The sequence below is a fragment of the Mastigocoleus testarum BC008 genome (assembly GCF_001456025.1).
GTDB lineage: Bacteria > Cyanobacteriota > Cyanobacteriia > Cyanobacteriales > Nostocaceae > Mastigocoleus > Mastigocoleus testarum.
The window spans coordinates 190,965-211,010 of record NZ_LMTZ01000140.1; the positions used below are offsets into that span (position 1 = coordinate 190,965).

Annotated in this window: 16 protein-coding genes; 8 read left to right on the forward strand and 8 right to left on the reverse strand. The window is 37.6% G+C overall.

The window, feature by feature from the left end; all coding sequences use genetic code 11:
- Positions 1–404: 404 nt before the first annotated feature.
- Positions 405–2,906 (reverse strand): DNA gyrase subunit A, encoded by a 2,502-nt coding sequence (gene gyrA / locus BC008_RS37745; RefSeq protein ID WP_027838861.1) that lies wholly within the window; start codon positions 2,904–2,906, stop codon positions 405–407.
- Between the two features lie 276 nt (positions 2,907–3,182).
- Between gyrA and BC008_RS37750 the strand changes: the two genes are divergently transcribed.
- Entirely contained in the window at positions 3,183–3,590 is a 408-nt protein-coding gene (locus BC008_RS37750; RefSeq protein WP_027838862.1) for a response regulator, read from the forward strand.
- A gap of 466 nt (positions 3,591–4,056) precedes the next feature.
- On the opposite strand, the gene BC008_RS37755 is transcribed toward BC008_RS37750, so the two are convergent.
- Positions 4,057–4,956, reverse strand: a complete 900-nt coding sequence (locus tag BC008_RS37755; RefSeq protein WP_027838863.1) for a tetratricopeptide repeat protein — start codon at positions 4,954–4,956, stop codon at positions 4,057–4,059.
- 697 nt (positions 4,957–5,653) lie between these two features.
- Here BC008_RS37755 and BC008_RS37760 point away from each other — a divergent pair.
- From BC008_RS37760 to BC008_RS37770, 3 genes are all read left to right on the forward strand, one after another.
- Positions 5,654–7,123: an efflux RND transporter periplasmic adaptor subunit gene (locus tag BC008_RS37760; protein ID WP_027838864.1), complete on the forward strand. Its 1,470-nt coding sequence runs from the start codon at positions 5,654–5,656 to the stop codon at positions 7,121–7,123.
- The gene (locus tag BC008_RS37765) at positions 7,120–8,337 is read left to right on the forward strand and encodes an ABC transporter permease (protein ID WP_027838865.1); all 1,218 of its coding nucleotides are present in this window, start codon (positions 7,120–7,122) and stop codon (positions 8,335–8,337) included. The genes BC008_RS37760 and BC008_RS37765 overlap by 4 nt, the downstream gene beginning before the upstream one ends.
- Positions 8,338–8,642: 305 nt before the next feature.
- Positions 8,643–9,377, forward strand: coding sequence for an ABC transporter ATP-binding protein (locus tag BC008_RS37770; protein WP_027838866.1), 735 nt, complete (start codon positions 8,643–8,645; stop codon positions 9,375–9,377).
- Positions 9,378–9,512: 135 nt separating this feature from the next.
- Here BC008_RS37770 and BC008_RS37775 read toward each other — a convergent pair whose 3' ends face one another.
- Positions 9,513–10,157, reverse strand: a complete 645-nt coding sequence (locus BC008_RS37775) for an HAD-IA family hydrolase (RefSeq protein ID WP_036262346.1) — start codon at positions 10,155–10,157, stop codon at positions 9,513–9,515.
- Positions 10,154–11,104 (reverse strand): tRNA epoxyqueuosine(34) reductase QueG, encoded by a 951-nt coding sequence (gene queG / locus BC008_RS37780; RefSeq protein ID WP_027838868.1) that lies wholly within the window; start codon positions 11,102–11,104, stop codon positions 10,154–10,156. The genes BC008_RS37775 and queG overlap by 4 nt, the downstream gene beginning before the upstream one ends.
- Positions 11,105–11,338: 234 nt before the next feature.
- Here queG and BC008_RS37785 point away from each other — a divergent pair, with 234 nt between their 5' ends.
- Both BC008_RS37785 and BC008_RS37790 read left to right on the forward strand, forming a co-directional pair.
- A complete protein-coding gene (locus BC008_RS37785) occupies positions 11,339–11,860 on the forward strand; it encodes an orange carotenoid protein N-terminal domain-containing protein (RefSeq protein WP_027838869.1) in 522 nt (173 codons plus the stop codon).
- Between the two features lie 442 nt (positions 11,861–12,302).
- A complete protein-coding gene (locus tag BC008_RS37790) occupies positions 12,303–12,743 on the forward strand; it encodes a ketosteroid isomerase family protein (RefSeq protein WP_235596001.1) in 441 nt (146 codons plus the stop codon).
- A gap of 167 nt (positions 12,744–12,910) precedes the next feature.
- On the opposite strand, the gene BC008_RS37795 is transcribed toward BC008_RS37790, so the two are convergent.
- The 4 genes from BC008_RS37795 to BC008_RS37810 all read right to left on the reverse strand — a co-directional run bounded on the left by BC008_RS37795 (position 12,911) and on the right by BC008_RS37810 (position 17,162).
- Positions 12,911–13,351, reverse strand: a complete 441-nt coding sequence (locus BC008_RS37795; RefSeq protein WP_058184490.1) for a hypothetical protein — start codon at positions 13,349–13,351, stop codon at positions 12,911–12,913.
- Positions 13,352–14,162: 811 nt separating this feature from the next.
- Entirely contained in the window at positions 14,163–14,585 is a 423-nt protein-coding gene (locus tag BC008_RS37800; protein ID WP_027838871.1) for an ATP-binding protein, read from the reverse strand.
- A gap of 3 nt (positions 14,586–14,588) precedes the next feature.
- On the reverse strand, positions 14,589–16,274 hold the full coding sequence (locus BC008_RS37805; RefSeq protein WP_027838872.1) for a SpoIIE family protein phosphatase: 1,686 nt from the start codon (positions 16,272–16,274) through the stop codon (positions 14,589–14,591).
- Positions 16,275–16,454: 180 nt separating this feature from the next.
- Positions 16,455–17,162 carry a response regulator gene (locus tag BC008_RS37810; protein ID WP_027838873.1) on the reverse strand — a complete coding sequence of 236 codons (708 nt, stop codon included), beginning with the start codon at positions 17,160–17,162 and terminating at the stop codon, positions 16,455–16,457.
- A 1,085-nt stretch (positions 17,163–18,247) separates the two neighbouring features.
- Here BC008_RS37810 and BC008_RS37815 point away from each other — a divergent pair.
- Together BC008_RS37815 and ftsE are read left to right on the forward strand one after the other, a co-directional pair.
- Positions 18,248–19,003 (forward strand): WecB/TagA/CpsF family glycosyltransferase, encoded by a 756-nt coding sequence (locus BC008_RS37815; protein WP_027838874.1) that lies wholly within the window; start codon positions 18,248–18,250, stop codon positions 19,001–19,003.
- A 192-nt stretch (positions 19,004–19,195) separates the two neighbouring features.
- Positions 19,196–19,945 carry a cell division ATP-binding protein FtsE gene (ftsE, locus tag BC008_RS37820; RefSeq protein WP_027838875.1) on the forward strand — a complete coding sequence of 250 codons (750 nt, stop codon included), beginning with the start codon at positions 19,196–19,198 and terminating at the stop codon, positions 19,943–19,945.
- Positions 19,946–20,046 lie beyond the last annotated feature (101 nt).

Consider the following 20,046-nt stretch of genomic DNA (forward strand, 5'->3'; position numbering starts at 1 on the left):
TAAATTGTTTAGGTTTCGTAATTAAAAGATAATATACCGACTCATACTGGTCAGTTTTGAGTACTATAGCAGTCGCCATAATTTTCAGGACGTTTTCGATTTTTCTATTCTCCGTTCCCTGTTCCCTTTGAATCAAAATATGATGTCCTAAACGAGGTGTGTGTTGCTATATATTTGAGAATGAGAATATAAGTATCTAGCCCCACCAACGTATAGGGAGGGGCATATAAAATATCAATTGCTGTGTGTTATTAGTTCTGGATTTTGTTTGTTGTCGTCTGTATAGTAGATTTATTTACGGCGTTGGTAGATTTGATATAAACGCAGCGCAGTTATAGTTACCATCATTCTTAGTCGTTGCGACCATTAATTAGTTAACCCCCGTTTCGTTAACGGGGGTTAATTTAATTTTTATTAGTTTTCATTGGGATTGCCGTAATTACTTGTTCATCACGGTTCAGTTGCACACTCATTTTTCCTTTGTCATCTTTCTTAGACGGAGGAATATTTTCAACGGACAACCTGACTAGACGTTGATGGTTAGTTACTAGACCAACTTCAGTATCGTTAGTTGTTTGAACAACACCAGCTAAATTATCTGTCTTAACTGCAAACTTCAGAGATTGAGCCCCTAAATCACCTCGATGAGCCAATTTTACTCTACTGAGATTAATGCACTTTGCATACCCTTGTTGCGTTACTAATAGTAAATTTTTACCCACAACTAATTTGACACAAGCAATTAATTTTTGTTGTTTGCCTAAACGCATCCCCTGTAAACCCATAGCAGTTCGCCCCATCACCGATACTTCTTCATCGTTGACTTCAAAGCGCAGCAATCTTCCGCCAGAGCTTGCCAAAATTAATTGTTCCCCTGCGCTAATAAATTGGGCACATAGCAATTCGTCGTCATCTTTGAGTTTAATAATGGTGACACCACGACGGGTAAGGTTAGAGATTTCAGCAACGGAAAGACGTTTAATTCTCCCCTGTCGAGTGACAAGAATTATTTCACTATTTTCAGGGTTTTCTGGGAGAATAAAACGATTGATAATGTTTTCCTGAGTACTCTGTGCAGTTGGACTAAGTAAAGTTATTAAAGGAGTTCCCCTTGCGGATCTTCCACTGCTACGAGGAATATCACTTACACTAATTGGATATACTTTACCTCCGCTGGTAATAACGAGTAAATCTTCTTGGGTATTAGCGATCGTACTTTCGATTACAAAGTCGTTATCGGGCATTGCACTTTCAGCTTTTGACTTCTTCCCTGTATTCTGAAGTCTTCGCACATATCCTCTTTGGGTAAATTCCAATCTTACTTCTTGGGGTGGTACTTGCAGTGATGAAATTTGTCCCCTGGAATTTTTTTGTTTATTTGCCCCTTGAGGAGAATTAGGTTTATAACTCTCTATGATTTTAGTACGACGGGGGTCACTATATTTACGTTTGAGAGAACGTAAATCTTTCTTAAGTGCCTTAAGTAGTTCCCGACGGTCATTAAGTAATTTTTGTAATGTATTTATCTGTGCTTCTAACTCTTCTGACTCCTGTTGTAAGTTCTGTTGTTCCAAATTTGTTAAGCGTCGCAATGGCATTGCCAAAATAGCATCAGCTTGTTCTTGGGTTAAATCTAGTTCGTTTGCAAGAGTCATTTTTGCCGTACTACCATCAGCCGCAGACCTCAAAACCTCTATTACTAAATCAATATTTACCAAAGCTTTGAGTAAGCCAGATACTAAATGTAAGCGGCTTTGTTTTTTCTGCAGATCGTAGGTATAACGACGATTAAGAGTATGCTCTCGAAACTTAAGAAATTCATGTAAAACTTGTCGTAGCGATAATTGTCGAGGTTGACCCTCTACCAAAGCCAAAAGTGTAACGCCAAAATTACCTTGCAGTGCAGTTAATTGGTACAAACGTTGGAGAACTTCATGGGGGTTTGTATCCCGCTTTAATTCTACTACGACTCGCATTCCTTCGCGATCGCTTTCATCACGAATATCAGCAATACCCTGCAGCCGACCGTGGTTGACGAAATCAGCAACTTTTTCAATCCAACCTGCTTTATTTACTTGGTAAGGTAATTCAGTAATTACAATTGCTGTTCGACGTTTGCTTCCACGTCCACCTGGTATTTCCTCAATTTGGGCTACTCCCCGCAGTAAAATACTTCCTCTACCGCTTTTATAAGCTTCATGAATTCCTGATTTACCGACAATTTCCCCACCAGTGGGAAAATCGGGTCCTGGAATCAACTCAAATAATTTCTCATCAGAGAGGTTAGGGTTATCAATTAAGGCAATTAACCCATCTACAACTTCACTGAGATTGTGTGGTGGAATATTTGTTGCCATTCCAACCGCAATTCCAGCACAACCATTGAGTAACAAAAAAGGTAACTGTGCTGGTAATACCGTTGGTTCTGCTTGGGAATTATCAAAATTGGGGATAAACTCTACTGTTTCTTCCCCGATTTCCGAAAGCATTCCTTCATGGCTCACAGGTGCAAGGCGGGTTTCGGTATAACGCATTGCAGCAGGTGGATCGTTGTCCACGCTACCAAAATTACCATGTCCGGCAAGCAAAGGATAGCGACTAGAAAAATCTTGTACTAGCCTGACTAGTGCATCATACACAGCCTGATCGCCGTGGGGATGATATTTACCCAATACATCCCCCACTACACGAGCACATTTACGATAAGGGCGATCTGGTATCAACCCCAATTCATGCATTGCATACAAAATTCGCCTGTGAACTGGTTTTAAGCCATCACGCACATCCGGTAGTGCTCGCCCCACAATCACACTCATGGCATACTCGAGATACGATTGTTGCATCTCGGTGTGCAGGGCTGTGACGATCACCTGTCCCGGTGAGAGAAGGTTTAATTGTTTTGCCATGAGTTTTTGACCTGAAATTTAACTACACAACAATCGCGACAAATTGACATAGCAGCAACCACAGCATAAACCACAGCATAGCGGATGAAGTGGCGTTCATTACAAAATATTGATGCTTTCAAAACAAAAATCAGTAATTTTATCCTCGATCGAGTCCAACTAGATTGATTATTAAAAAGAGGCACGTACATAATATGAAATTGGACTAAGTGGTATTTACCCTCATGTCCGCCTGTACTTTTAAGATTAAGATTGGGTATAAAAAATTAAGTGCTCATGAGAACAGTTTTAATTGTTGAAGACGATCTAATTAATGCCCGCGTTTTTTCGAAAATTTTGACAAAACGCGGTGGTCTGGATGTCAAACACACTGAAAATGTGGATGAGGTAATCAGAATTGCTCAAACAGGAGAAGCAGACATAATTCTAATGGATGTTTCCCTGTCTAGAAGCGTTTATCAAGGTCAGTCTGTTGATGGGATTAAAATTACACAGATGTTAAAATCCGATCCTCAAACAGCTTCTTTGCCAGTAATTTTGGTGACAGCCCACGCAATGGAAGGCGATCGCGAAAATTTTCTCAAGCAAAGTGGCGCAGACAGTTATATCTCGAAACCAATTGTCGATCATCAACAATTTGTCGAGCAAATTGTGGCGCTGCTACCTGACAAAAACAACGGTTAGAGAAATACATTATCTTCATTATTGAAGAAATTCTACCCTTGATCTCGATAAGGCTTCCAGAAAATCTAGAAGTTTTGCATTCTTTGTCCTTAATTTAACAACCTATGTCACTAACAATTGCTCGTCAACTATGTCGAGTGAATTTTTTAGTAGATTAATGTATCTGTACTACCAAGTAAAGCCTTTGAGCAAGTAATACGTGTATAATTTCCCTCGTATGAGAGATGCAAGGTTTTTGCTCTAGGAACGCAAACAAATGTTAGTTTCAGGCTTTAACTTCATATAGGTGCTAATAAAAGACAATTTAGGGGCAAGTAGAAAACTTGCCCCTCGTAATATTCTAAAACTGGAATGACTTGACGGAAGTGTATGAAGGCCGAATGTGAATTTTTGGTGCAAATGTTGTCTGGATAAGTATAAGATTCCGGACCCAAGCCAGGTGACAATAAGCCAGTGGCAATAAATTTTATCTAGGCTGTGGCAAATTACGATTGCGCTGGAGAGTGGCTTGAATTTGAGGAAGCTGTAAGAATTGCTCGGTGTCTAACAAAAGACGTTGACCCCAGAGATTTTGTTTGAGAAAATCTAATTGAGCATAACGCCCATCTGTACGAAGTGCTTTTTCTCCAATTGCGATACTTTTTTGCCGGTCACCTCTAGCATAAAGAGCAACGGCTAATGCCAATTGAGGTTCTGCAGTTGGTTGTTTGGTTTCTTCGGCTTTGTTGATGGCTTCTTTCCACTTATTCATTGCTCCAGAAACATCGCCCTGTTCGTACAAAATTAAACCAATATTATTTATTGCAGGCCAGAATTTTTTATTGTGGGATATTGCTTTTTGGTACTGAGCAATAGCTTCAGGATGCTTGCCAAGCATATAATTGGCATTTGCCAAATCAAACCATCCTTCCGGATCTTTGGGCTTCAATTTTAAACCACTTTGATAGTGACCAACTGCTTTTTGGTATTGTTCTTGCTGAAAATAAACCGATCCTAAAGCAAAAAGAATATCTCCATTTTTAGGATTTAGAGTTTTTGCTCTTCCCAATGCTGATGCTGCATTATCAAAGTTTTTAGTTTGTAAATATAAGCCGCCCAACAAAAACCAAACTTTATCATTTTTTGGGGCTAGTTGAGATGCAAGCTTCGCCCGTGGTAAAGCCATTTGCTGTATCATGTCGGGTGATGGCTGGAATTGTGCTATTTGAGCAGCTTCCTGTGCTAGGCTTAACCCTTGCTGTTCTAATTTATTGCGATCGAGTTGGAGTGTATGAGGCACTAGTGCTTGGGCATTAGCACTTTGAATGACGCCACCACAAAAACTACAACCTATCATCACAGAAACTAAAGCTATTCTTTTTGGCAAATCACCGCCTCGCTGCCAGACATTAAATAATCTTTCAGATAGCTTAAACGATCTCTGGAGAGAGTGAAAGGACATTTTTACGGTCATTTATATTAGCTTTTTTCCATTGTTACAACAATTAATTTACAGATAGTTATTAATTAGATCCTGACAGAAACTACATTTACGCAGTAACAATTAACACGGAAAAAACAAAAACTAACTGTCTCATATCCAATTTAACAACCGAGCCGCCTCAAAAACAGAAATATTAACTGTAAATTCAAATTACTTGAAAAATTTGAAAAAAAGAAATCTCAACCATCTTTCAAAGGTATTTTTTACTTTATTGACACGGCAAATGATTTTTAGTCTGGTTTTATACTTTTTATGTATATTGAAATTTCAGCCAATAATATAGCAGTTTTCTTCAATTTACGCGTAATAATGTCAAAAACTCAATATCTCCTGGCAATCGATGGGGAGAAATAGAAAAACGTCAAAGAATAAAGAATGACTTGCAGATAAAGACAAAAAAATGAGTTTATTTTAATTCTTCGGGAGGAAAAATAATTAGCAAAGTCAAAAAAATCAGGGCTATAAAAGTTAACATAAAAAAGTAATAACAAATTATTTAGTCGAAAAAACGAAAATTGGGAAATTTGTATTTCTCAAATGTAGAGATTATTTAACAAGGCATTATTTCAAAGCTGCTATTATGGCTACACCCATAGAAATTCCCTTGCTTGGCAAAATTAAATACCCATCACGCTGGTTGATAGGTGGAATTATCAGCACGACCTTAATTATTGGCTCAATAACGGCTTACACTATTGCAAATAGTAACAATCGTAGAGAAAACATAACTCAACTAACAGTTCCTGTTTCTGCAAAAAATGTTACTTTGCGGATTGAGGCAAGTGGGAGGGTTGTACCAATCAAAAATGTCAATCTAAGTCCAAAAAATCAGGGTACCCTGACAAGTTTATATGTCGAACAAGGCGATCAAGTAAAGAAAGGGCAAATTATTGCCAGGATGGATAGTGCAGACGTACGAGCAAGAATTTTACAAGCTCGTGCTAATTTGGGACAATCTAAAGCACAGTTAGAACAAGCTATTAATGGTAGTCGCCCCCAAGAAATTTCCCAAGCCAGAGCTCGATTAAGACAAGCTGAAGCACAGTTAACAGCTGCCAAAGTAGGAAATCGTCCCCAAGAAATTGCTCAAGCTAAAGCCCAAGTGGCATCGGTAAAAGCTAGGGTTGATTTAAGTAGTGAGCGGCTGCGCCGTTACAGAGCATTACACAAGGAAGGCGCAGTACAAAGAGATACATTAGATCAATACATTAGTGAAGATAATACAGCTAAAGCTAATTTACAAGAAGCAGAGAAAAGGCTGGCTTTGCTAGAAAGTGGTACTCGTTCGGAAGAAGTTGCTCGTTTGGAAGCATCTGTTGCAGAAGCTCGTGAAGCACTTAAGTTGTTAGAAAAAGGTTCTCGCCCAGAAGAAATAGCTCAAAGACGTGCTGCTGTGGCGGCATCTGAAGCTCAGTTAAAAACGGAACAGGTTAATTTAGAAAATACAATTATTCGTGCACCTTTTTCTGGGGTCATTACCCAGAAGTATACAGATGCAGGTGCTTTTGTTACCCCAGATACTTCTGCTTCGACCAGTGCTTCAGCAACTTCCAGTTCTATTGTTGCTCTAGCCCAGGGGTTAGAAATTTTAGCTGATGTGACTGAAGCTGATATCGGCAGAATTAGATCGGGACAATCTGTAGAGATTGTTGCTGATACCTATCCTGATGAAGTATTTAAAGGTCGCGTGCGCTTGATTTCTCCAGAAGCAGTCAAAGAAGAAGGTGTAACTTTATTTAAGGTTAGGGTCACCATTGAAACTGGTACGGATAAATTGCGTTCGGGAATGAACGTAAATTTGACATTTTTAGGGGATGAAGTCAACAATGCGTTGTTAATACCGACAGTAGCAATCTTGACAGAGAAAGGTAAAAATGGAGTTTTAGTTCCAGATGGAAATAATCAGCCCCAATTTCGTGAAGTAACAATAGGTTCGCAAGTTCAAAACGAAACACTAATTCTTGAAGGTTTGCAAACAGACGAACGAGTATTTTTGAGTCCTCCCGAAGAGTACAGAATCAAAAAAGCACGGGAGGAGCAAAATAAATGAACGTTGTTGAGAGCATTCAAATGGCGGGGAAAACCCTGTTATCAAATAAGTTACGTAGTACTCTAACTATGCTAGGAATTATTATTGGTAATGCCTCAGTCATAGCTATGATTGGGATTGGTGAAGGAGGACAAAAATTTGTCACCAAAGAGTTAGAATCTCTCGGTCCAAACGTATTATTTGTGATTCCGGGTAATCAAGAAACCCAACGAATTACCTTCGAAATTCCTAGAACTTTAGTACTTGCAGATGCGAAAGCGATTGCGACTCAGGTACCTACAGTTGTCGGAGTTGCTCCAGAATTAAATCGCAGACAGTTAGTTACCTATCGCAATCAAAATACTAACGTTAATGTTATTGGAACTTCACCAAGTTTTCCTGAAATCCGAGAATTTGAAATTGAAAAGGGGCGTTTTTTCAGTCAAATTGATCAAGAACGTAGCAATCGAGTTACTGTTTTAGGTGGAGACTTGGCAGAAAGGTTATTTGGTGACAAAAACCCAGTTGGCAAACAATTGCAAATCAAAAATGTTAGCTTCCAAATCATTGGTATATTAACTCCCAAAGGTTCTAGCGTGGGTGCAGACTATGACGAAACAGCGTTAGTACCCATCACAACCGCAGCAAATAGACTTATTGGGAGAAATTCCCCCTATGGTATCGCCTTAGATTACCTTGTGGCTTCTGCTAAAGATGGTGATAGTGTGGAAGCTGCAGAGTTTCAGATTGCAAATTTACTACGTCTGCGACATAACATAGTTGGTGAAGATGATTTTACTATTCGTTCGCAAAAAGATGCTTTAGAAACAGTCGGTCAAGTTACTGGTGCTTTAACGATTATGCTTGCAGCGATCGCAAGCATATCTTTATTTGTTGGTGGTATCGGCATCATGAATATTATGCTGGTTTCCGTTACCGAACGCACTCAAGAAATTGGATTGCGCAAAGCAATTGGAGCGACTCAACAAGATATTTTAATGCAGTTTATCATTGAAGCTATTATTGTTTCTGTCGCTGGAGGTTTAATTGGTACTGGATTGGGTGTCGGTGGTATAACTTTAGTTTCAGCTGTGACTCCTTTAGAAGCAGGAATTTCTCCGATAACTATTACCATAACTGTTGGTATATCCGGTGGAATTGGTTTATTTTTTGGTGTGGTCCCTGCACGTCGCGCGGCTAAGCTTGATCCGATTGTGGCTTTACGGAGTGCTTGATAGTTTTAAATAGACTTTACAAAGTCCAAACCCACATGATGATTAAGACTTATTATCAGGTCTTGAAAAAATTTCTTCTTCAGCAGATCTTAATGTAAAACTATTGACCCAAGTTGTGGGTTATCAAGTAATACGGTTCAGTTAAACCTAAAATGCTGATTGGGGAAAAACTGGTTTTTGTGTTTTGCAGACACCCCTATTTGGACTCATATAATTTTGTCAAAATAATTTACTCCTCCAGTCAAAATATGTGAATTTATAACTTTAAATCCAATCTTTAACCTCAAAAGATCCTAATTTCCATAATGATAAATAATAAAACAGATAAACCAGAAATTATTCGCTTAGAAAATATTTTTAAAATTTATGGTAGTGGTGAAACCGAAGTCAAAGCACTTAATAATGTCACTCTAATTGTGCGACAGGGTGAATACTGTTCAATTATGGGACCGAGTGGTTCTGGGAAATCCACAGCCATGAATATTATTGGTTGTTTGGACCGTCCGACTTCGGGAAGTTATTATCTCGACAACGTCAATGTTGCACAAATGGATGATACCCAACTAGCACATATTCGTAATAAAAAATTGGGATTTGTATTTCAGCAGTTTCATTTACTACCCCAATTGACAGCATTGGAAAATGTAACCTTACCAATGGTGTACGCCAGTCTTCCTAAAAACGAACGACTGGAAAAAGCAGCAGAAGCACTCAAAAGAGTTGGTTTAGGAAATCGCCTAGAAAATAAGCCCAACCAATTATCTGGAGGACAACAACAAAGGGTTGCGATCGCTCGTTCTATTGTTAACCGTCCGGTAGTACTTTTAGCTGACGAACCGACAGGAGCGCTTGACTCCCGTACAACTCAAGAAGTATTAGATATTTTTGGCGAACTTAATGCTAGCGGGATTACTGTTGTAATGGTAACTCACGAACCAGAGGTAGCTCGTCAAACAGAGCGTATTGTCTGGTTCCGTGATGGTGAAGTAATAGAATCTAACCTGACCCCAGCTGACCTAGTTAATACAGCTACTTTCTAGTTTTTGATTGCGATCACAGCAAGTCCCTAGGTTAGAAACACTGTATTTTACAAATAAATAGAGTACTGTTTTTGCCTGCTTATTACCAATTACCAATTATCAACCACCAATTACTAGTATCAGAATATACCTTTATCATATTTCACACCTCTGTATTACATTCAGCAATTCACTTGGATGACTAACTATAAAATCTGGATTTTGCTGACTTAAAACTTCTTCGTTGTTAAAGCCCCAAGTTACTGCAATTATTTTAATATTAGCTTTTTGAGAAGCTTCTACATCCCTAGTTTCATCTCCAACATAAATCGCTTCTGAAGATTTTATCTGTTGTTGCCGAAGAACATTATTAATGATAGTTGTTTTACCAAATATTGTTACTCCTGAATAAATAAATTCAAATATACTTTCTAAATCATTTACTTTAAGAAATTCTTTGACATTTTCTTCCGAATTAGAAGTAATAATCCCCAAGCGATAATTTTTTTCTTTAAGAACTAATAAAGATTCCAAAATTCCCGATATAGGTTTCAGATCCGGAATTTTTCTTTTTAATTCCCCTTTCACTTTTTTAACAAGAAAAGGTATTTTAAACACTGAAATTCCCGAATACTTAATAATTTCTCTAGAAGTTAAGTTTCTCAGTAAAGCCAGTTCTTCTGGAGTTATTTGTGGATAACCAAATTCAAGAGCCAAACGGTTAGCAATAACAACAAGGGCTTCAACTGTATCAGCAATAGTTCCGTCAAAATCAAATATAATTACTTTCTGGGTCGTCATTCTGGTGCCCCTAATGTGTCAAGATTCGCACGGGCATTCCGTCGTAACATTTCTGGCTTGATTCGCCGCAACGCCGACGCCGGAAATTGCCGATCCCACTCTTCGTTAGAGATTTTGGCTAATTCTACCAGCTTAGGTGCAAGATTCCCAGAATAGGGATTAAATTCTTCAACATCAGTTGTATGGGCAAAACGCTCATTCCAAGGACAAACATCTTGACAGATATCACAACCTGCAACCCAATTTCGTAAATTAGCTTTTATATCTTCTGGTAATTGTTTTTGCCTATTTTCAATTGTATGATAAGCAATGCAGCGATTCGCATCAACTACAAATGGTTGGGTAATTGCATTTGTTGGACAAGCATCAAGACAACGGGTACAGCTACCACAATGTTCTGTGTGAGGGTTATCTGGAGTCAATTCTATATTTGTCAGGACCTCTCCTAAAAAAACCCAAGAACCATACTCTCGAGTAATCAAGTTACCATTTTTGGCTATCCAACCAATTCCAGCTTTTTGTGCCCATACTTTATCTTGTATTGGACCTGTATCTGCATAATAACGAGTTTTAATTTCTGGGCTGAAGCTTTCTAACCACCTACAAAGCACCTTTAATTTTTTGTGCATCACTTTGTGATAGTCTCTTCCCCAAGCGTAGCGAGAAATTTTGGCATATTCTAAACCTTTGGGGCGCTGATGTGGAGTATAGTAGTTCAATGCTACACAAATTAGCGATCGCACTTCGGGCATAACTAATTTAATATCTTGCCGCTTGGGTGAATTCATCCACTCCATATCAGCGTGATAACCTAAAGCTAACCAAGCCCGTAATCGTTGCACTTGGTTATCAATAATATCTATATCAGCGATCCCTACTTTGTGAAATCCAATTTCTAGCACCTTTTGCTTGATTTGAGTGCTGCTGATGAAGGTAAATTGATTCATTTATCTTATTCTTGTATCTTTCAAAATTTACCAACAAAAAGCACCCCTATCTTACATAAAATAACCGATCCCCGCTCTCAATATCTCTTACAAACCCTATTTGTAAATTTTATTTGCAAATTATTAACTTTGTATGCAAAATGGCAATTGGAAACTTAAGCAAAAGGATAATAACACTTTTGTATTGTTTTCCAAAAAAATACAGCTAATTAAGTAGTCGATCGTGGTGTTATCATGACGTTTACTGCAGATTCAGCGCAAAACTTTTTTCCTGATATCTCTAATTACAGCACTCAAAAATCCAGTGCAGTTACTAGTGCTATCGCTGTTTTAAAAAGTCTAAATGTTGATGAACAACTGGCATTACTGTGGTTTATTCATACTGAAGTGGGGTACTCTATCACTCCCGTAGCAACGGGTCCAGCTCGTTTACATTTAGTCGCAGGGCTTTTAAATCAAATAAAGCTCATGAGTGATGAAGAGCAACTACAGGTTATGCGAGATCTAATTGCTCAGAAAAATACTCAAATTTCCCGTTCCTATGGCATTCTAAGTAACAATACAAAGTTAGCCTTCTGGTATGAATTATCAGAACTAATGGTACAAGGAATCATGATACTAATACCCACTGGAAATGAGCTTTCGCAGCAGGGAAAAGAAGCTATCAAAGCACTTAAAAATTTAGGCTTCGCCCAAAAAATTACAGTTTTACGTAAGGTTATTACAGATATGGGCGTCAACCCCTTCATTGAATAATATCGACGCAAATAATTCTAATCATCCAAATTTTGGTAAATTTCTCCAGATTTAACTAGTAGTTGTCACTTATTTTTTTCATCCTGAAATTCGGGGGTTTGAATTCCACTGTAAAATCTAGAACAAACTCAACTAAATTTTCTTACCATTGTAGAGCTTCAGCCAAATTTATTCGTTCTGAAAACTATATATCTGGTATTAAGTTTTACTTCTATATTAGTTTGTAGCTTGTTTAATGATTACTAAATGTGTTATTTACATCTGCCTATAAACCAATTTATTTGAAAACAGAAGTTGTGCATTCGCAGGTTTAATTTAATAACTCAGATATTTAACAGTCGAACAGTGGAGTTTCAACAAATAATTCAACTAAGTTTTTACGACTTTCTTTGATGAAAGATAGATTTTGATTTGAAACTTCTGAGGGTAATTGACCGTTGTTATGAAAAATACCAAGTTCGAACAAGTCAGTACTGCGAAAATGGAAAATTTTGTGCCATCTACGCTCCAAAGTGAAGGCATCAACGAATTAACCATATCTCGTTATTTTCAAACAATGAACACAGGAGAATTTCATCTCACTGCTGAATTGTTTGGAGAAAGTGGTGTTATGTATCCCCCTTGTGGAGAAGCTGTTGTTGGTGGGGAGGCTATTCTTAATTACTTAGAAAAGGAAGCTCAAGGGATTAAAGCCTACCCTCGCCAGAGTATTACTGGAAATACAGCATCAGGTAACTCTAGATTTCAAGTTACTGGTAAAGTGAAAACCCCTTGGTTTGGGCTTAATGTTTTGTGGGATTTTGCTTTAGGGGAAAACAAAGAAATAATCAGCGCCAAAGTCAAGGTTTTAGCTTCTCCCAAAGGATTATTATCTATCGGATGATAATAATAAGAATTAAATAAGAATTAATTTTTAGTTATTTGCTTAATTAATTTATCCAGCAAACTTAGCTGGGTTAATTAGTTTAGATGGTTAGGAAATTAATCACAGAGTTTTCCTCAGTGCTATTTTGCGGTATTTGGAGGTCTGGCGACCTCCACTTTACCAACTTATTTATTAACAGCCGCAGCTCCTCCCAAGGATCGCATCAAAAGCTTTCTGCCTAAATCAATGTCAGCAGGAGAGCACCGCCAATCTGGATGTGCTGTCATGAGCAGAGCATCTAGAGTTTCTCGATCAAATAAGTGAGAAATCGGAGCAAATTCATCTTCAACTTCCAAGGCATAGCAGTTATCAGCTATACAATGAATCGTGCAAGTACTAGCGACCCTAGTCAAAGTCATTTTTTCTGTAGGTCGCAACGACCGAAATTGAAAAATTATTTGTTGAAGTTCACTTCTCGAAGACACTATTGGTCCAGGTATTGCTACTGCCTGATTCCGATCTCCATTTACAGCAATCCAGTAACGGCGACTGGGGTCAACTCCTTCTAGCCAGGATGAACGATCATCGAGTCGATAGCGGGGTGATAAAAAGAATAAAGTCTCCATTGATTACAATTTGTATTTTATACTTTTTACGCAAACAAAATTTTGCTTTCTGAAAGCAGGATTTTAAATAGTTTTGAATACCTACTAAAATCACTATAATCCGACTGAACAGTTATAGCTACAAATCTAATTATTTATTATTATTATTTGAATTCCCTTATTTTTAAGTGCAATTTCTTTAGCAAAATTTATCAATTCAGTTACTTTTTATTACAGCAAAAATATTACTGTGTCATGACCTTAAGGATATACTGACTGAAAACTGAAAAGTAAAAAGTTTTTTTGCTAAAAGTTCAATTATAAAAATTACTTGAACCCCTCTAAAATCAGCTTCCATTGCCTTTGCATTAAGCTTAACTCAATGTTATGCCATATTTAGGTGTGGAAACTGTGGCATGCCTTATGCTTGCTTACAATTTTAGAGTATTTTTCCTATTTTCAAGCCCTTTTTTCTAATTTTAGTCAATAATTATCAAAAACTATACACAGTTTTATAACTAATTAAAAATACAAACGCGCAAATATGTGCTTTAATGATTATCAATTTTTGTAATCAACTATTTTCAATTAAATTTAATCTTCTATTTGGAACGCCAGGTTAATAGGAGTTTTCCTAATTTTATTTTAAATGTACGACTTTAAATCTCTGAAACAATTTATAGTTTCACAAAAATAAAACGCTTAATATGGTAAATTTGTCAAATAATATCAACTTTTGTCGCTTGAGCAGAATAATCTAATAATATTTTTACCTTTTCACATATTTTTATAGGAAATAGAATTTTTAGGGTAAGTAGAATTCTTTCTGATTTTAATTTGGTGCAGGTAGGGAAACTTCTAGTTTTAGACAATTACCACCATCAACCTCAAGATCGTATTCGACTTTGTCCATCAGACGATTCATAATCAACCAACCATAACCTCCTTCTTGCTTATCTGACGGGGCAGGAGGAAAATAATTAGACAGATCAAAACCTTCACCGCGATCCCAAATTTCCAGAGCAATATCTTCTTTTCTGAGTTCCAAGCGGATCAACACTGGGAGATTGGGCTTTTCTTTATGAGCGTGACGTACTACGTTCGAGTAGGCTTCAACCAATACCAAACGTAATCGGTTTGATTGGTGAGACCAATCAAAAGATTCGCCTAACTCAGCTTGCAAGCATCCCAGCAACCAGTTTTCAACAATCGTTAAAAACTTCAAGTCACTTGGTACATGAAGCTCACTTTTCATCCTTTACAAAACCTCCAACGAGAGTATAGTTTGGTCATCTTCCTGAACTCTATTTTCAGCTTGAATGCGAGCAAGTAGACTATCGAGAGAAAGTGGTTGTTTTTCTTGTTTCAAAAGTTGCCATAGACCTTCTTGATTGAGCATTAATTTCGTACTTGTTTGTGTCCCAACAACTTCTTGACTTGGATCTACCGTTTTACTCGCAACTGATGCTTCTGTCACCCCATCGCTAGTTAATATTAATGTGTCTCCAGTTGCTAGTGTTAAACAATCAGATTCAGCTTGCCATTTGGGCAATATACCCAATGGGATACCACGAATTTTCAAATATTTAGGAACTTTTACTGAAGCCGCATCGCCAGACCAAAGTAATGGGTAAACGTGACCAGCATTAGCATATACTAATTCTTTAGAACTGGGTGTGTACCGAGCTAAAACTGCGGTAATAAAGTAATTATTGCTAATTAAATCCTCGCTTAAAGCATTATTTAAATTTTGCATGACGATATTTGGCATTGGTGGTATTTCCTGTGATAATTCCCTACGCAATACTGAAATTGCACTAGCCATAAATAAAGCTGCGGGAACCCCTTTTCCAGAAACATCACCTACTGCTAACCAAATATCTCCCTTTGGATGAACGAGTACCTCAAAAAAGTCTCCCCCAACTTCTCTTGCTGGGTAACAGCAAGCCTGAACTCTGACATCTTTGAGTTCTGGTAAACTTTGTCTCAACAAATTATGTTGAATCTGTCGAGCAACTTCCAGTTCAACACTAATTTGATGTTGTTTTTCCTGAAGACGGTGGTAAAGTTTTGCCTGTGAAATTGCCAAAGCAGCTTGTTCTGACACTCCTTTTATTAAAGAAATATCTTCCAATTCCCAAGGACAACTATCACTCTGCTGGTAAAGCACGAGTACAGCGAGCAAACTTTGTTGATATCTCAAGGGTAACGCTAAGTGTTGCCAAACTTTAGAGCCTTGGGAAGATTGGCTGAGTTGATACTCCCCGGATTTAAATACTTCATCAATCAGGGAATTGGAATCTGGATAAGTATTAGTTTCAGAATAAGTTTCAGAAAACTCCGTACTGCAGTATGAAAATTGATTTAATGTCAGATAGTCATCTTCGACTGGTCTGAGCACGCAACATGTTGCAGCAAAAGTTTGTCCAATGGTCGCAACTATTTTTTGCAACATACTTTCGTAGTCTAAAGATTCTCTAATAGCTGTGGTGACTGCATTAAACAGAGATTCCCGCCGTAAGGCGCGACTCAACTCACTAGTACGTTTTTTGACTACGCGATATGTTTCAGTGGCTTGTTCGACTATGACTCGGAGCTTATCTGGCTTCCAAGGTTTAGTTATATATTTAAATACCTGACCAGAATTTATTGCATCAACCAGATCCTCTACATCTGTAAAACCTGTTAATAAAATGCGTATTGTATCCGGAAACCGATCTACTGTTAGGCTGAGAAACTCTGTACCATTCATTTCTGGCATTCTTTGATCGGATATAATAACAGCCATTTCGCCTTGTTTTTCTAAAACATCTAAGGCTTTTTTGGCATTATCAGCTTTAAATACTCGAAAATCCCTCCTAAAGGTACGATAGAGTAAATCTAAATTATCTGGCTCATCATCAACCACCATGAGCTTAAGCTTTTCCGCATCTGTCTCAGTCATATTCGACTTTGTATATTTACAAGTTTTTGACAATTAATGATTGTATATTTTTATCCCAAATTATAAGTAACTAAAAATAAGAATGAATAAGCTGAAGATAATTCACTTACTTTGAAAATTTTTATTTCCAAAGTTGTAAATCACCCTCGGATTTGAACTTAAAGGTTCCCTTAAGAATTTTTAACCAACTAACCCAGAGCGTAATGCTCGAACTGCGGCTTGGGTACGATCATCAGCACATAGCTTGTTTAAAATATTTCGCACATGGGTTTTTACTGTACCAACGGTGATGTATAGTCGCTCGGCAATCACAGCATTACTACAACCTTCAACAATTAACTGTAGTACCTCCAGTTCTCTTTCTGTAAGGGTATAGGGGTCAATGGAGTCACGTTCTTCAGTTTTTTGAGAATTACGAGCTACTACTTTGCTTTCCACTGCCGCAACTTCTAGCTTTGGTGAATTATGTTGAGCTTGTTGTAAAACAATCCGTGCGATCGCAGGATCGATCCAAGCATTACCATTGTAAGTGTGTCTCACAGCTTCAAGCAAATTATCATACCTATCTTTCATACAATAAGAGTCTGCACCTGCTGCAAATGCAGCTAATACAGATTCCTTACTGTCTCTTAGTGTCAAAATTAATACCTTTGTAGAGGAGCCACCAATTGATTTAACTTCTTTTGTAAGTTCAATCCCATCTTTATCTGGCAAACCAATGTCGACAATAGCAACGTCTGGCTGGTGTTTTTGTAATAATTTCAACCCTTCAACAGCATTTGATGCTTCTCCAACAACTTCGAAGTCTTCTTTATGTTTTAACGCTGTCCTGATACCGAGTCGGGTTAGATCGTGGTCTTCGATCAGAGCCACACGAATTTTGTTCATGTAAAAAACCTCCGAGATTCTGGAAACCCCGCATTTTCAGTTGGGGAAGGAAAGTACTTCAATAAAATTTGCGCTTTAGGAGCGCTTTCTATCTAAGTCTTGCGGGTTACTACACCCTTTAGTTAACCGTAGCTGTGCCGGATTGCTTGCGTGAGTAATGTCAGGCTTGACAATGTTTCAATCGGCATATCTAAAAAGCACCACTTTAACCTTTTTTACTTTTTAGATTTTAGGGCTCAATTTAGATCGTGCTACATAGCAAGCAAGCATCCAAAGGTAGGAAATTTAGCTTTTGGTTTCGATGTAGGAACTTAATTCTCAGCCTGCTTGGTTAAAACCCGCAAATCACAAGCTCATAACCGGAGCGATCTGAAAATTATGATTCCCGCCTACATAACTAATGTACTCAAAAATAGGGGAGAATATATTTGGAATACACTTGCGTAAAAGTTTATATTAGAATATTTTTTTGCTCATACGATACATTTCTCCGAGCGTTAGCTATAGAAAAATTGCATCTACAATATACCTATAATTTCACATCTAGAATTTAGCCTTGAAACCAAAAATAATGTTTTATTCTAAGATTGGGACTGATCTTGTTTTATGTGAGGTTGATAGGTGATTACTTACCGCTTCTACCTCTACCCTAAGTCATAGTAGAACAACAGCACCGGTAAATTTATACTCTTTCAACTCTTCATCTCCTTTGTTAACAATTTTTCATTTGAGAAGTGGTTATTAACCTCCTTTGCTAAAAGTATACTTGTTTGGGCATAATATTGGTGAATTATCGAGCAGAATTAAAAGTAACTGTTTTTTATTTCAGAAATACGTTTAAAAAAAACTTAACGTGGAAATTTTTGTATGAGATTCATTCGGATAGTTAAGAAAGAAATACTCTCAGTTTCTATGTGAACAATTTTACATTGCTGTTTAGAGCAGTTTTCAGAAGCAAAGATACATTTTTTTTACTCTTAGTAATAAATTTTGACAGGCAAAATTTGCACTAATTATCCTTAATAAAAATTTGATAAACTATCGTTCAATAAAACTTGGTGTGAGGCTAATTTTAGATGGATATTATGTCTGAATCGCCAAAACAATTTTTGATTTTGGGATTACCAGTTCATGTAATGAATGATTATACATGCTGGTTATTAGAGCGTTTGCAAGCAAAAATCGGGACTCATGTTGTTACGATTAATGCAGAAATGACCATGCAGGCGGAAGAGGATCCATCTTTAGCTGAGGTCATTAAAAATGCTGATTTAGTTATTCCAGATGGGTCTGGAGTTGTTCTGTATTTGAAGTGGCTGTTGTGGCAAAAAGTACAAAGAACTCCTGGAATTGAATTAGCTCAAATACTATTGCAAAAGTTAGACAAATTAGACTTTAATACAAAAGTATTTTTCTATGGTGGAGCACCAGAAGTTGCTAGTAAAGCAGCAAAGTTTTGGCAGACTCAAATTCCTAGTTTGGGAAAGATAGACTGTTATTGTGGCTACCATTCTTCTCAAGAGGAAAAAGAATTACAGGAAAAATTGATTCAAATTCAACCACAAGTGATTTTTGTTGGTTTGGGTGTACCGCGCCAAGAGTTATGGATCGCTCAAAACCGACATTTATGTCCCGAAGCAATCTGGATGGGAGTTGGTGGTAGCTTTGATATTTGGTCTGGGAATAAAAATCGTGCGCCAGCTTGGTTGGGAAATAATCATTTGGAGTGGCTTTACCGCCTTTATCAGGAACCATGGCGCTGGCGAAGAATGTTAGCCTTACCTCAATTTGCGATCAAATCTATTATTTATAGTTTGACTTCTATTGGTGCGATCGGGTGAACGAACTCAACCAAGCTACGCTCAATTGGGAGTTTACGGCATCTTTCCTAAGGCTCAGACTGTACTGTCGAATATTTTGAATTGGAAGTTTGAATTTCCCAGGCTCAGCCTGGGAATAATTATTTTGTGTTTGCTATTTTGTTTTAGCTCTCAATCAATTTAAACTACAACTTCTCCTAGTACAGCAGCAATATGCAATTACTAAAATCAAATATTGATACTAATTTATTCACCTCTTTAACAACCCCAGAAATTTATCAAGCTGATGTTAATACAACACCAATGGTAAAAATCTGCTCGGTCACCAAAATTTATCCTAATGGTACTCGAGCACTTCTGGATGTAGATCTGAAAGTTAGAAGAGGAGAGTTTTTGTTTATTACCGGAGCAAGCGGTTCGGGAAAATCAACACTGCTGAAACTACTCTACAGGGAAGAGCTTCCCACCAAGGGATATGTTGTCGTTGATGACTGCGATCTAGTAAAGCTGAGGGGAGACGCAATATCCTTGTTTCGCAGACAAGTTGGTATTGTATTTCAAGATTACAAATTAATTCCTCAACGTACAGTTGCGGAAAACGTTAATATTGTATTGCAAGCTCAAGGATATACTCGTAAGGAAATTAGAAGGCGCTTGGAACCAACTTTAAAGCTTGTTGGCTTGCTCTCGAAGGCAAATAAATTTCCCAAACATCTTTCTGGAGGAGAACAGCAACGGGTGAGCATTGCTAGAGCAATTGTTAGTACGCCGCAGCTAATCTTAGCAGATGAACCTATGGGAAATCTCGACCTAGATAATTCTTGGCAGATTATTCAGATTCTTCAAAAATTAAATTCTTTTGGAGCAACTGTAATTATTACCACCCATGACGAAAATTTAGTTAGGCGTTGCAATCATCGTGTTGTGGAGGTAAATAATGGCAAAATTAGGCTTCAGCAATAGAATTCATCACAACGAGGATTGTAAGAAGAATTTGTAAATGCCAAAATTCTAATTACTTAAATTAGAATTGTTTACACTCAAACTTACCGTTTTTATGTAGC